This is a genomic window from Nocardioides sp. SYSU D00038 (genome assembly GCF_016924665.1).
GTDB lineage: Bacteria > Actinomycetota > Actinomycetes > Propionibacteriales > Nocardioidaceae > Nocardioides.
Window position 1 is genome coordinate 1 of sequence record NZ_JAFFJT010000010.1, and the last position, 13,357, is coordinate 13,357.

The 13,357-nt window shown below is 74.0% G+C and carries 12 protein-coding genes; 5 read left to right on the forward strand and 7 right to left on the reverse strand.

Annotated features, from left to right (window positions below; genetic code table 11):
• The first annotated feature begins 393 nt into the window (after nt 1–393).
• Nucleotides 394–1,851, forward strand: a complete 1,458-nt coding sequence (locus JT721_RS05235; RefSeq protein WP_205471875.1) for an NAD-dependent succinate-semialdehyde dehydrogenase — start codon at nt 394–396, stop codon at nt 1,849–1,851.
• Nucleotides 1,852–1,854: 3 nt separating this feature from the next.
• On the opposite strand, the gene JT721_RS05240 is transcribed toward JT721_RS05235, so the two are convergent.
• Nucleotides 1,855–3,375, reverse strand: a complete 1,521-nt coding sequence (locus JT721_RS05240; protein ID WP_205471877.1) for a flotillin family protein — start codon at nt 3,373–3,375, stop codon at nt 1,855–1,857.
• A gap of 20 nt (nt 3,376–3,395) precedes the next feature.
• On the reverse strand, nt 3,396–3,920 hold the full coding sequence (locus JT721_RS05245) for an NfeD family protein (protein ID WP_205471879.1): 525 nt from the start codon (nt 3,918–3,920) through the stop codon (nt 3,396–3,398).
• 261 nt (nt 3,921–4,181) lie between these two features.
• Between JT721_RS05245 and JT721_RS05250 the strand changes: the two genes are divergently transcribed.
• Both JT721_RS05250 and JT721_RS05255 read left to right on the forward strand, forming a co-directional pair.
• The gene (locus JT721_RS05250) at nt 4,182–5,162 is read left to right on the forward strand and encodes a zinc-binding dehydrogenase (protein ID WP_205471881.1); all 981 of its coding nucleotides are present in this window, start codon (nt 4,182–4,184) and stop codon (nt 5,160–5,162) included.
• A gap of 51 nt (nt 5,163–5,213) precedes the next feature.
• A complete protein-coding gene (locus JT721_RS05255; RefSeq protein ID WP_205471883.1) occupies nt 5,214–6,590 on the forward strand; it encodes an MFS transporter in 1,377 nt (458 codons plus the stop codon).
• Between the two features lie 227 nt (nt 6,591–6,817).
• Here JT721_RS05255 and JT721_RS05260 read toward each other — a convergent pair whose 3' ends face one another.
• The 4 genes from JT721_RS05260 to JT721_RS05275 form a co-directional block, all read right to left on the reverse strand.
• Nucleotides 6,818–7,594 carry an MOSC domain-containing protein gene (locus JT721_RS05260; protein ID WP_205471885.1) on the reverse strand — a complete coding sequence of 259 codons (777 nt, stop codon included), beginning with the start codon at nt 7,592–7,594 and terminating at the stop codon, nt 6,818–6,820.
• The gene (locus tag JT721_RS05265) at nt 7,591–8,856 is read right to left on the reverse strand and encodes a low temperature requirement protein A (RefSeq protein ID WP_240340201.1); all 1,266 of its coding nucleotides are present in this window, start codon (nt 8,854–8,856) and stop codon (nt 7,591–7,593) included. The genes JT721_RS05260 and JT721_RS05265 overlap by 4 nt, the downstream gene beginning before the upstream one ends.
• 41 nt (nt 8,857–8,897) lie before the next feature.
• On the reverse strand, nt 8,898–9,593 hold the full coding sequence (locus tag JT721_RS05270) for a VOC family protein (RefSeq protein ID WP_205471887.1): 696 nt from the start codon (nt 9,591–9,593) through the stop codon (nt 8,898–8,900).
• Between the two features lie 478 nt (nt 9,594–10,071).
• Nucleotides 10,072–10,641 carry a M15 family metallopeptidase gene (locus JT721_RS05275; protein WP_205471889.1) on the reverse strand — a complete coding sequence of 190 codons (570 nt, stop codon included), beginning with the start codon at nt 10,639–10,641 and terminating at the stop codon, nt 10,072–10,074.
• Between the two features lie 100 nt (nt 10,642–10,741).
• On the opposite strand from JT721_RS05275, the gene JT721_RS05280 reads away from it, so the two are divergent.
• Nucleotides 10,742–11,707, forward strand: coding sequence for a pseudouridine synthase (locus JT721_RS05280; protein WP_307827897.1), 966 nt, complete (start codon nt 10,742–10,744; stop codon nt 11,705–11,707).
• Here the strand turns inward: JT721_RS05280 and JT721_RS21280 are convergent.
• Nucleotides 11,663–12,508 carry a LysR family transcriptional regulator gene (locus JT721_RS21280; RefSeq protein WP_205471891.1) on the reverse strand — a complete coding sequence of 282 codons (846 nt, stop codon included), beginning with the start codon at nt 12,506–12,508 and terminating at the stop codon, nt 11,663–11,665. The genes JT721_RS05280 and JT721_RS21280 overlap by 45 nt on opposite strands.
• Nucleotides 12,509–12,611: 103 nt before the next feature.
• Here JT721_RS21280 and JT721_RS05290 point away from each other — a divergent pair, with 103 nt between their 5' ends.
• Nucleotides 12,612–13,349 carry an SDR family NAD(P)-dependent oxidoreductase gene (locus tag JT721_RS05290; protein ID WP_205471893.1) on the forward strand — a complete coding sequence of 246 codons (738 nt, stop codon included), beginning with the start codon at nt 12,612–12,614 and terminating at the stop codon, nt 13,347–13,349.
• The last annotated feature ends 8 nt before the right edge of the window (nt 13,350–13,357 follow it).

Genomic DNA, 13,357 nt, shown 5'->3' on the forward strand with positions numbered 1-13,357 from the left:
CGCCGCCCACCCGCGCGACCCGGGCCGGCCACCCCCCGGTGGTCGAGCAGCGCCGCGCCCCCGCGAGGAGCGCCCGTCGAGACCCCGGACGGCCGAGGGTCCTGCGTCCTCACCGGAGGGCGTTCGTCGTACTGGGTCTCGACGACGCTCGCTGGCGCTCGCTGCTCGACCACCGCACGAGTACGGGGCCCGGCTCAGAACGAACCGGGCCCCGCAGCTCCCGTACGACGTCCCGGGCGAACCCGGGACGGACCGGAGCGGCCCGCTCGATGCATGGGGTCACCGAACGGGCCTAGTCGATTTCTGAGTGCTCCCTCCGAAGTCGACGACCAAATGCAAACACACTCCCGAGCCGTCTGTCACGTCATTGCGTGAAGTGACAGTCTTGACGACATGACTGGTCAAGACCTGCTCCCCGCCGACCACCTCCAGCTCTTCATCGGGGGCGCCTGGCGACCGGCCGAGGGGGGCGAGGAGCTGCAGGTCCACGACCCCGCCGACGGGTCGGTGCTGGCGACGGTGAGCGACGCCTCGGCGGGCGACGCGATGGACGCGCTGGAGGCCGCGGTGGCGGCGCAGGCCGCCTGGGCGGCGACGCCGCCGCGCGACCGTGGCGAGATCCTGCGGACGGCGTTCGAGCTGGTGCGCGAGCGCACCGACGAGCTCGCGCGGCTGATGAGCCTCGAGATGGGCAAGACCGTCGCGGAGGCCAGGGGGGAGGTGGCCTACGGCAACGAGTTCTTCCGCTGGTTCTCCGAGGAGGCGGTGCGCATCCACGGCCGCTGGATGCAGGCCCCGGCGGGCGGGTCGCGGCTGCTGACGATCAAGAAGCCGGTGGGGCCGTGCTTCTTCGTGACGCCGTGGAACTTCCCGCTGGCGATGGGCACCCGCAAGATCGGCCCCGCGGTCGCGGCCGGCTGCACGATGGTGGTCAAGCCCGCGCAGCAGACGCCGCTGACGATGCTGGCGCTCGCCGCGATCCTGGCCGAGGCGGGGCTGCCCGACGGCGTGCTGAACGTCGTGCCGTCCACCCGGCCCGGGGAGATCAGCGAGGCGCTGATGGCCGACGACCGGCTGCGCAAGGTGAGCTTCACCGGCTCCACCGGGGTCGGCCGCACCCTGGTGCGCCAGTCGGCCGACCAGCTGCAGCGGGTGAGCATGGAGCTGGGCGGCAACGCGCCGTTCCTGGTCTTCGAGGACGCCGACCTCGACGCCGCCGTCGACGGGGCGATGGTCGCCAAGATGCGCAACATGGGCGAGGCGTGCACCGCCGCCAACCGGTTCCTGGTGCACTCCTCGGTGGCCGAGAAGTTCGGCCGGCGGCTGGCCGAGCGGATGGGCGCGCTGCGCGTCGGCCGCGGCCAGGACGACGGCGTCGACGTCGGTCCGCTGATCGACGAGAAGGCGGTCGAGGGCGTCGCCCAGCTGGTCACCGACGCGGTGCACGACGGCGCCCGCGTGCTGGTCGGCGGCAGCCGTCCCGACGGCGACGGGTACTTCTACGAGCCGACCGTGCTCGTCGACGTGCCGCCGGAATCGGCGATCAACGTGGAGGAGATCTTCGGCCCGGTCGCGCCGATCACGACGTTCGAGACCGAGGACGAGGCGGTGCGGCAGGCCAACGACACCGAGTACGGCCTGTCGTCCTACGTCTACACCCGCGACCTGGCCCGCACGATCCGGGTCGCCGAGGCGCTCGACTTCGGCATGGTCGGCATCAACACCGGCCTGGTCTCCAACCCCGCGGCGCCGTTCGGCGGGGTCAAGCAGAGCGGGTTCGGGCGCGAGGGCGGTTTCGAGGGCATCGAGGAGTACCTCGAGACCACGTACGTCGCGCTGCCGGGCGGCTAGGCCTCAGGCGCCGGCGTCGCGCCGGGCGCCGTCCGAGGCCGACGCCTCGAGCCCCATGCCCTCGGCCGCCTTGCTGACCGAGCGGTGGATGAGCGCCTCCAGGTCGAGCCCGGTGGACGTCTTGAGCATGTTGAGGGTCTGCACCATGTTGTCGGTGACCTGCTTCGGCAGGGCGCCGGCGCCGTCGGTCGACACCACCGTGAGCTGGTCGATGGCCGCGATCGGCGAGGCCACCTCCTTCGCGATCTGGGGCAGCACCTCGATCAGCATCTGCAGCACCGCGGCGTCGTTGTAGTGGGCGAACGCCTCGGCCCGCTTGTCCATCGCCTCGGCCTCGGCCTGGCCGATCGCCAGGGTCGAGGCGGCCTGCGCCTCACCCTCGGAGCGGAGCGCGTCGGCCTCCGCCGTGCGGCGCGCCTTCTCGGCCTCACCGCGGCGGGCGCCCTCGATCGCCTCGGCCTCGGCCAGCGCGGTGCGCCGGGCCTTCTCGGCCTCACCGTTGAGCCGGGCCTCCTCGGCCTTGGCCTCGGCGGCGGCGATGGTGGCGACCTTGCGGGCCTCGGCGGCGGCGATCTCCGCCGACCGGTTGGCCTCGGCCTCCTGCTCCACCTTGTATCGGGCCGCGTCGGCCGGCTTGCGCACCTGGGTCTCGAGCTGGCGCTCGGTGAGCGCGGCCTGCCGGACGGCGACCTTCTCCTGCTCGGTGAGGATCGCCTGGTCGCGGTCGGCCTGCGCGAGCGGTCCGGCGGCGGCCGCCTGGGCCGCGGCGGCGTCGGTCTCCGCCTTAATCTCGGCCTGCTTCAGCGCCAGCGTGCGCTGGGCGACGGCGATCTCCTGCTCGGCCGCGATCTGCGCCTGCTCGGCGGCCTGCCGGGCGTTGGCCTCGGCGATCTTGGCCTGCTGGCTGAGGCGGGCGGCCTCGGGGCGGCCGAGGTCGGCGAGGTAGGTGCCGTCGTCGGTCACGTCCTGGATCTGGAAGGTGTCGAGGATCAGGCCCTGGCCGGTCAGCGAGTTCTCCGACTCGTCGGCCACCCGCTGGGCGAACGCCGCGCGGTCGCGGATGATCTGCTCGACGGTGAGCCCGCCGACGATCGAGCGGAGCGCACCGGCCAGCACCTCCTGGGTGAACGGCTCGATGTCGGCCTGCTGGGAGAGGAACCGCTGGGCGGCCAGCCGGATCTGGTCGGCGTTCCCGCCGACCTTGACGATGGCCACGCCCTCGACGTTCAGCTTGATGCCCTGGCCGGAGACCGCACCGCGGATCTGCACCGAGATCCGGCGCGAGGAGAGGTCCATGGTGGCGAGCTTCTGCACGAACGGGATGACGAACACGCCGCCGCCGAGCACGACCTTCTGCCCCGACAGGTCGGTGCTGAGCTGGCCGGTCTCGGGGTTGAGCACCGCCTTGCCCTTGCGGCCGGTGACAATGAAGGCCTGGTTGGGGCCGGCCACCTTGTAGCGGCTGGTGACCAGGAGCACCAGCAGGACCAGCAGGGCGGCGAGGCCGACGAGGGGGATCAACACGGTTGCTCCTTGGACGGGACTTACTCGGGGAGGAGTGCGGACGGCTGGCCGGGACGCCAGTCGGCCACCACGGAGACGGCGGTGGGGGAGAGGATGCCGGTGACCCGGACGGCGGTGCCGGGCTCGAGCACGATGTTGGCGCGGGCGTTGAGCTGCATGGTGTGGCCGCCGACGTTGACCCGGACGGTGCCGTAGCCGTCGGTGGGGACGACGCTGAGCACCCGCCCCTCGGCGCCGAGGGCGTCCTCGATGCTCGGGGTGGCGTCGCTGCCGCCGTCGCGGACCAGGCGGGTCAGCCACCAGGCGAACCAGCCGGCCAGCGCTCCTGCGGCCACGCCGACGGGCACCGAGACGACGCCGGGCGCGCCCACGCCGTCGAGCAGCGCGGCGCCGAACCCGAACGCGGCGATGAAGCCGCCCACCACGGCGCTGGAGAACGCGTCGCTGCCGAGCACGTCGAGCGCGCCGTCGAACAGGTCGCCCACGACCAGCGAGACGCCGAGCAGGACGAGGCCGACGATGCCGATCACGACGAACGTGGTCACGTGGCTCCCTCCCTGCCGGGACGCCGAGGATAGCCCGAACGGGTGGGGGCGCGGGGCGGGGTCGGGTGGATCGGCGGTCGGTTCGGGCGGGGGATCGGGCGGGCGGGGGATCGGGTGGGTGCACGAACCGCGCCTTTGCGCCGTTCGTGCGCCGGGAGTGGACCGACCGGGCGCACCAACCGCGCCTCTGCGCCGTTCGTGCGCCAGCCAGCACGCACCACCCCTTGACCTCAAGCAACCTTGAACTTGTCTGATGGCGCCATGAAGGCGATCAGGCTCCACGTGTTCGGTCCTCCCTCGCACCTCGTCCTCGACGAGCTGCCCGACCTCGCGCCCGCCGCGGGGCAGGTGCGCATCGAGGTGCACGCCAGCGGCGTGCACCTGCTCGACGTCTCGCTGCGGCGCGGCGAGGCGGGCGGCCCGCTGCCGCCGCCCGAGCTGCCGACGATCCCGGGCCGCGAGGTGGCCGGGGTGGTGGACGCGGTCGGGGAGGGGGTCGACGAGCGGTGGCTGGGCGAGCGCGTGGTGGCCCACCTCGGCATGGTGCCGGGCGGGTACGCCGAGCAGGCGGTCACCGCGGTCGCGAACCTGCTGCTGGTGCCCGACCACGTCACGTTCCCCGACGCGGTCGCCGCGGTCGGCACCGGGCGCACCGCCCTCGGCGTGGTGGAGCTCGAGCCGCCCGGCGCCACCGACACCGTGCTGGTGCCGAGCGCCGCGGGTGGGCTGGGCTGGCTGCTGGTGCAGTCGGCCCGGGCGGCCGGCGCCCGGGTGGTCGCGGCCGCCGGCGGGCCGGAGCGGGTCGAGGTCCTGGGCAAGCTGGGCGCCGACCTGGTGGTCGACTACTCCGCGCCCGACTGGGTCGACCGGGTGCGGGTCGAGGTGGGCGCGCTCTCGCTGGTCTACGACGGGGTGGGCGGCGCGGTCGGGCGCAGCGCGCTCGAGCTGCTCGGGCCGGGTGGCCGGCTGGTGATGTTCGGCTTCTCCGCCGGTGCGCCCACCGAGGTCACCACCGCCGACCTGGTCGGCCGCGGCATCACGGCCGGCTGGAGCCTGGGCCCGCGGATGCAGGCGCTGCCCGGCGGCATCCCCGGCCTCGCCGAGCGGGCGCTCGCCCGCGTAGCTGCGGGCGAGTGGGAGCCGCTCACGACGACGTACCCGTTGGCCGACGCCGCCCGCGCCCACGACGACCTCGAGGGGAGGCGGGCGCTCGGCAAGGTCGTGCTCCTGGCCGCCCGATGAATTCGGTCGAGACCGTCGGTCCTTCCGTGCAGACTGGTCGAGGAGGACCTGATGAGTGACACCACCACCCCCCGCCCGCTGCCCCGAGCCCTGACGCCGTTCCGCCACGCCGGCTACCGCAAGCTGGCCGTGGCGCTCGTGCTGTCGATGTTCGCCCAGGGCGTCTGGATCGTGGCGCTGGTGTGGGAGGTCATCCGGATCGGCGGCGGTCCGGGCCAGCTGTCGGTCGTCACCACCGCCAGCGCCGTCGGCGTGCTGCTGCCGGCCCTGGTCGGCGGCGTCGTGGCCGACCGGGTGCCGCAGAAGCTGATCCTGCTCACCGTCGCGGCCGTCGAGCTCGCCGGCATGGCGGTCGTCGCGCTGCTCTCGCTCGCCGACGCCACCCAGCTCTGGCACCTCGCCGCGGTCTCGTTCGTGGCCGGCATGGGGATGGCGTTCTACTACCCCGCCTACTCCGCCTGGCTCCCCGCGCTGGTCGCCGAGGCCGACCTGATGGCGGTGAACGGCTTCGAGGGCATGGTCCGTCCCGCCCTCCAGCAGGCGCTCGGCCCGGCGGTCGCCGGCGCGGTGGTCGGGTGGTTCTCGGCCGGCGCCGCGGTCTCGGTCGCGGCGGGTGCCAGCCTTCTCGGGCTGGTCGCGCTCACCGTCGTGCCGCTCACGCCCGTACGCCGCGAGTTCGACCCCGAGTCGACCGCCGGCCCGGTGGCCTCGGCGATCGCCGACATGCGCGAGGGCTTCGTCTACATGGTGCGCACCCCGTGGCTGCTGGCCACGCTGCTCTTCGCCTCGCTGATGATCCTGGTGATGATGGGCCCGCTCGAGGTGCTGGTGCCGTTCCTCGTCAAGGACCGCCTCGGCGGCGGGCCCGGCGACCACGCCGCCGTGCTGGTGGCGTTCGGCATCGGCGGCGCCGTCGGCTCGATGGTGATGGGGTCGCTGTCGATGCCGCGCCGCTACCTCACGCTGATGAACCTGATGTGGGGTGTCGGCTGCCTGCCCTTCGTGGTGATGGGGCTGGCCACCGCGGTGTGGCAGATCGTGGCGGCGGCGTTCGTGCTCGGCGTGCTGTTCTCCGCACCCATGGTCATCTGGGGCACGCTGCTCCAGCGGCGGGTGCCACCCGCGATGCTCGGCCGGGTCGCCTCGCTCGACTTCTTCGTCTCGATCAGCCTGATGCCGGTCTCGATGGCGCTGGCAGGGCCGGTCTCGGAGGCGATCGGCCTGCGCACCACCTTCTACATCGCGGGCATCGTCCCCGGCGTCGTCGCGATCGTCGCGATCCTCTGGGCTCGGCTGCCGCAGGACGAGCTGGCCCACCCGCTGCGCGACGAGCCCGCCGACCGCTCCGACGGGCCGGACACCTCTGGGGACGACGACGGCGGCCCCGGCCCGGCCGCCGAGGCGACCGCACCGGCCGGGGTGTCGTAGCGCCATCGCGACCTCCACGAGCCGCCGTGGGCGCCCAATCCGCCAGAACTCCGCGATTGACTAGTTGTGGGGGTTTCGCCGTCCGCCCAACCGACCAGAACTCCGCGATTGACTAGTTGTGGGGGTTTGGCCGGCCGTCTAATCGACCAGAACTCCGCGTTTGAGCGGTTGTGGTCGATTCACCCGCAGCCCCCGACCCCTCGCGATGTCCGCGAGTCGCGCCGACGTCAGACCTCGACACCCACCGACACCTCGTCGCCGACCGCCACGGTGCCGGGGATGCGCACGTCGGACCAGACGCCGAGGTGGCCGTGGTGGTGGCGGGCCAGGGTGCGGAACACCTCCACGTCGGCCTCGAGTCCCGGCTGGGGCCGGGTCACCATGGTGCAGCGCACGCACGGCTCGACCGGCGTCACCGCGGCCGTGCCGAGCCGTAGCGACCGGCCCACCCAGCCGTCCTCGACCCAGCCCTCGTCGTCGACGTCGACCAGCAGGTTGGCCCGGAACCGCCGCGGGTCCCAGGCCCCGGCGGGGTGGAGGGCGGCGCCGGAGCGCAGCGAAGCGGTGGTGAGCACCAGGACGGGGGCGGCGTCGACGTACCGGCCCTCCGGCATCGTCCACTCCACCGCCTCGCTGGTGTCGTCGGTCGGGTCGGTGAAGAACTCGGCGCGTCCCGCCGCGCCGCTGTCGGCCGCGACCAGGGAGACCGGGCTGCCGAGCCAGGTCGACAGCGCTTCGTCGGTCCGGGGGCCGGGCCCGACGACGGTGCGGCCGTCGGGCAGCGTGACCACCGGCTCGTCGTCGACGTACGACGCCGCGGCCGCGAGCAGCTCGGGGCGGCGGCGAGCGGTCAGGATGCGTCCGGTCTGCTGGTCGCGGATCCCCCAGCGGCGGTCGCCGGCCACGGCGTCGTCCTCCAGCTGCGCCGTCTCAAGCAGCTCGCCCTGAAGCGACTTGACCGGGTAGCGCCAGAGCGCCGTGAGTCGCCCGCCGGAGGTCGTCACGCCGACCGGTCCGATCCGGCGTCGGCCGCGCCGGCCAGGCTGCTCAGGACCTCCTCGTTGTGTCGGTGGCCGACCAGCTCGTAGCCGACCACCGTCACCCAGGGCACCAGGGCCAGCACCAGCAGGCACCAGACCAGCGGGACGCCGGCGGCTGCGAGGCCGACGCCGAGCGCGACCACGACCCCCGAGACCATCACCAGCACAACGTGGAACGGGTCGAGGCTGCGGGTGAGGGTGCCGTAGAGCACGTACATCAGCACGACGTACGCCGCGATCGGGACGGCGACGGTGAGCACGGTCCCGGTGGTGGAGAGGGTGGTGTGGTGCTCCAGCTCGTACGCCGCGGCGTGCAGGCCCGCGCCCACGGCGACGACTGCTCCGAACAGCGGGATGTGGCCGTAGCCCCAGCCGAAGGAGCGCTCCCGGCGCGCGTGCAGGACCGCGCCGTGGGGGATCACGAAGTAGGTCCACCACAGGCCGAAGGTGAGCGCGGTGCCCGCCAGACCGAGGAGGGCGACGTCGAGCGTCCAGCCGTCGCCGACGAGCACCGACAGGGCAGCCACGGTGCCGAGCAGGCCCTCGCCCAGGGCGATGATGACGAGCAGCCCGTAGCGCTCGGCGATGTGGTGGGGGTGCCACGGCGTGCCGCCGTCGATGCGCTCGGCCAGCACCGGCCCTGACACCTCGACCAGCCCCAGGACGACGACGCCGACGAACATGGGCACGACGTCGAGGTCCAGCCAGAGCAGCACCAGCCAGCCGACCTGAGCCGCGGCGACGCTGACGAACATGGTCCGGCAGACCCGGCTCCGGGCGGGGTCCTGACGACCGGCTCGCCACCACTGGAACAGCATCGGCACCCGCATCACGACGTAGCCGAGCACCATCTGGGAGTTGTCGACGTGGCCGCCGTGGGTGAGCGACTCGAACATGTGACGCAGCCCCAGTGCGAGGATCAGCACGCCGGCCATCTGCACCATCGTGGTGAGGCGGTAGACCCAGTCGTCGGTGTCGTAGGCCGAGGCGAACCAGGTGAAGTTGATCCACGCCCACGAGACGGCGAACGTCGCGAAGAGGAAGCCCACGATGCCCTCGACGACGTGGTCGTCGGTGACCAGGTGGGCCAGCTCGTCGGCGGCCGCCCCGAAGGCGATCACGAACGTGAGGTCGAAGAGCAGCTCGAGCGGCGTGGCCGCCCGGTGTGCCTCGTGCGGGTCGCGCCCGCTCATGGTCATCCGGCTGTGGTGCGTGCGCTCCGGCATGCGCCGGAGTCTAGGGCGGGGAATCGCCCGCAGGGGTGGGGTCAGCCGGCGCGCAGCGCGAACTCGTTGCCGTCGGGGTCGGCCAGCGCCAGAGCACCGTCGTCCCCGACCCCCAGCCGGGTCGCCCCCAGGGCGACCAGCCGGTCGGCCTCCGGTCCGGGGTCGGCGCTGACCAGGTCGAACCGCTGCCGGTTGCGCGCGGTGATCGGCGCCACCGGGGGCCCGCCCCAGGCGACCTTGGTGCCGCCGAGCGGCGACTGGACGGCGGTCTCCTGGTCCTGGTCCCAGACCAGCGGCCACCCGAGCGCCTCGCTCCAGAACAGCCCGACCTCCCGGGTGCCCTCGCAGGCGACCTCACCGAGCTGGCCGCACCCGGCGAGGAACGCGTTGCCGCGCGGGATCACGCAGAACTCGTCGCCCTCGGGGTCGGCCAGCACGACGTGCGGCTCGTCGGGCAGCTGCCCGACGTCGAGGTGGGTCGCACCGAGCCGCAGGGCCGCCGCCACCGTCGCCGGCTGGTCGTCCGAGCCGTCGCAGGTGACGTGCAGGTGCATCCGGTTGGCACCGGTCGCGGGCCGGCCGGCCACGAACCGCAACCCGACCTGGGTGTCGTTGCCGGGCACGAACTCGGCGCCGGCGTGGTCGACGACGTCGCGGCCCAGCAGCCCGGCCCAGAACGCCGCCGCCCGTGACGGGTCCGGCACCTCGAACGTCACCGCCAGCAGTCGGGAGGCCATTCCGGCACGGTAGGCGCGTCGCGGTGACGACGGCCACCTGATTCTCGACGGCCGACTCGCGCGGCCCGCCACGGGCAGCGGTGGGTGAGCCTCCATCTCGACTGGGTGAACGGTGGTCTGCTCACCGCCGCCCGGGGCGGCGCGCGGGCAGCGGTGGATGGGCCTCCATCTCGACTGGGGGAACGGTGGTCTGCTCACCGCCGCCCGGGTCGCCGCGTGGGCAGCGGTGGGTGGGCCTCGATCTCGACTGGGTGAACGGTGGCCTGCTCACCGCCGCCCGGCCCGCCGCGTGGGCAGCGGTGGGTGGGCCTCCATCTCGACTGGGTGAACGGTGGCCTGCTCACCGCCGCCCGGCCCGCCGCGTGGGCAGCGGTGGGTGGGCCTCCATCTCGACTGGGTGAACGGTGGTCTGCTCACCGCCACCCCACCAGCCACCCCGACCAGCCCCAGATTAGCCGCCCGCAGCCGGCAGCGACCCTCAGCCCCGGTAGCTCCCGTCGGGCAGCTGGGCCGGGCACTCGCCGTCCGGGGTCGGGTCGAGCTCGTAGTGCCAGAGCTCGTTGGCGAACACCTGGCAGAGCCCGTGCTCGGCGCCGTGACTGCTGAGCCAGTCGGCTGCGTCGGTGGGTCCGACGTCGATGGCGTCGCCGGTGACGTGGGCCGAGGTGTCGGGGGTGGCGACGTAGCGGCGAGCCTCCTCCTCGCTGCCGTACCTCTCCACCGCCTCGTCGTAGAGGCGGGCCTGGTGTGCCCGGCTGCGCCAGCCGCTGGTGACGACCATCCGGATCCCGTCGGCCTCGGCCGCACGGGACGCGGCGCGGAACGCGGCCAGGAGTGCCGGGTCGAGCCGGCGCAGCGACCCCCGCTCGGGGTCGCGGGGCGGGCGGTCGGGGGCGTCGTCGAGAGGGCGGACGTCGGGTCGCGCGTCCGGGGTCGGCTTCGCCGGGTCGGTCGCGTCGCAGCCCACGGTCAGGGCAGCCAGGGCGGCCAGGGTCGTGGCCAGGGTCGTGACGCGGGTCGAGGCGCGGGCGGGGAGAGGGAGGGTCACCCGGCCGATGCTCGTCGCCGGGGCGCTTGCCGCGCCTCCCTCGCAGGTGCCGGACCCGCCCACCCCGGGGCCAGCGCGTCTCGTCCGTAGGATCGCGGGCGTGCCACCCCGCTCCCCGCTGCCGCGGCGGCACGGGCTCAGCGCGGCCTGGGTGTGCACGCCGCACCGCGACCCCGGTCGGCCGGCACCCTGGACCACCATGGGTGCGTGGCTGCGCGACCACGTCGACGCCCGGGTCGACGTCGAGGCGCTGCTGCCCGCCGGCCAGTTCGTCTACGCCGACGCCCGCCCGGTCGCCGAGTCCGACCCTTACCGCCCGCATACGTTCGTCTGGTTCCACCGCGACCTGCGCGACGAGCCGGTCGTGCCCGGCCGGCTCACCGTCGTCCACCACGACGAGCGCGTGGTGGTGGTCGACAAGCCGGCGTTCCTCTCCACGGTGCCCCGCGGCCGGCACGTCGTGCAGAGCCTCGTCGTGCGGCTGCGCGACGAGCTCGGCCTGCCCGATCTGACCCCGATGCACCGGCTCGACCGGGTCACCTCCGGGCTGGTGCTCTGCGCCGTCGGCAAGGAGTGGCGCGGCGCCTACCAGGCCATGTTCGCGACGGGCACGGTGCGCAAGACCTACCGGGCGCTGGCGCCGTGGCGCGCCGGGCTCGAGACGCCGACCACCGTGCGCGACCACATCGCCGCGATCCCCGGCACCGGTCGCGCCGAGGTCGTGCCCGGCGCCCCGGTGAACGCCGAGACCCTGGTCGAGCTCGAGGAGCGCCGGGGCGACCTCGCGATCTATCGACTCACCCCGCGCACCGGACGCACCCACCAGCTCCGCCTCCACCTGCGCGACCTCGGCGCCCCGATCGTCGACGACCCGCTCTACCCCGACGACCTGGAGGTCGACGTCGACGACTTCGCCCGGCCCCTCCAGCTGCTGGCCAGCGAGCTGGCGTACGTCGACCCGGTCGACGGCACGCCGCGGCGGTTCGCCAGCCCGCGGCGGCTGCCGCTGGTGGGTGCCGGCTCAGAGCCGCCCGGCGGTGCGCACCAGGCCGGCCACGCCGGGTGAGGTGCTGTGGGGCGGCCACGCGATCACGGTCGTGACGCGAGGCGCGTCCGAGAGCGGTACGACGGCCAGTCCGTCGCGCAGGTTGGCCTGGGCCGTCTCGGGCAGCACGATCGCCGCGCGCCCCAGCCGCACCAGTTGCAGCACCTGGGTCAGGTCGCGCAGCTCGGGGCCGGGGCCCTCGGGGTAGCTACCGTCGAGGCGCGGCCAGCGCGGCAGCGGCAGGTCCGGGATCGAGCGGGCCTCGGCCAGGGTCATGGCGGCGCGGGTGCTGGCCGGGTGACCCGCGGGCAGGATCAGCACCTGCTCCTCGACGAGCAGCTCGTCGACGTCGAACCCGCTCGTGTCGTCGAACGGCCGGTGCAGGATCGCCACGTCGGCGCGCCCGTCGCGCAGCATCACCGCCTGGTGGCCGGGCGGGGTGAGCACCACGTCCACCTCGACGGCGTCCGGTTCGGCGGCGTAAGCGTCGAGCAGCTTGGCCATCAGCTCGCTCGACGCGCCCGCCTTGGCCGTGAGCACCACCGGGGCCCGGCCCGCCGCCTCGGCGACGCGGCGGGTACGACGCTCGGCGGCCTCGACGGCGGCGAGGGCCACCCGGGCCTCGCGCAGCAGGGTCTCGCCGGCGCTGGTCAGGGTCACGCCCCGAGGGGTCCGGGTGAACAGCGCCGCGCCGAGGCGTCGTTCGAGCTGGGCGATCGCGCGTGACAGCGGCGGCTGGGCGATGCCGAGTCGGGTCGCCGCGCGGCCGACGTGCGCCTCCTCGGCGACGGCCACGAAGTAGCGCAGCTCGCGGGTCTCCACACCGGCGATGCTACGCCGTTCACCTGCGCTCATACCGCTGCGGTATCGGACCCCACCTGATCGGTCTTGGTGCGCGAGGGGTGCCCGGAGCAACGATCGAGGCATGGCAGAGAACAGCACAGGAACCAAGAAGATCGCGCTGGTCACCGGCGCCAACAAGGGCATCGGCCTCGAGATCGCCGCCGGCCTGGCCCGCCGCGGGTTCCGCGTCGGCGTCGGCGCCCGCGACGCGGGCCGGCGCGACGACGCCGTGGCCAAGCTGCGCGCCGAGGGGCTCGACACGTTCGGCGTGCCCCTCGACGTCACCGACGACGGGAGCGTCGCGGCAGCGGCGGCCCTGCTCGAGGAGCAGGGCGGGCTCGACGTCCTCGTCAACAACGCCGCGATCACCGGCGGCCTGCCGCAGGAGCCGAGCCGGGTCAGCCCCGAGCAGGTGCTCGCGGTCGTCGACACAAACGTCGTGGGCGTGATCCGGGTGACCAACGCGATGCTGCCCCTGCTGCGTCGCGCCCCCTCGCCTCGGATCGTGAACGTCTCCAGCACCGTCGGCTCCCTCACCCTGCAGACCGCGCAGGCCGAGGCGGTCGGCCCGATCTCGGCGGCGTACTCGCCGTCGAAGTCGTTCCTCAACGCCGTCACCATCCAGTACGCCAAGGAACTCGCCGACACCGCGATCCTGGTCAACGCCGGCTGCCCCGGCTTCGTCGCCACCGACCTCAACGGCTTCCGGGGCCACCGCACCCCTGCCCAGGGCGCCGCGATCTTCCTCGAGCTCGCGACCCTCCCCGACGGCGGGCCGACCGGCACCTTCCGCGACGAGCAGGGCATCCAGCCCTGGTGACCGGCCGG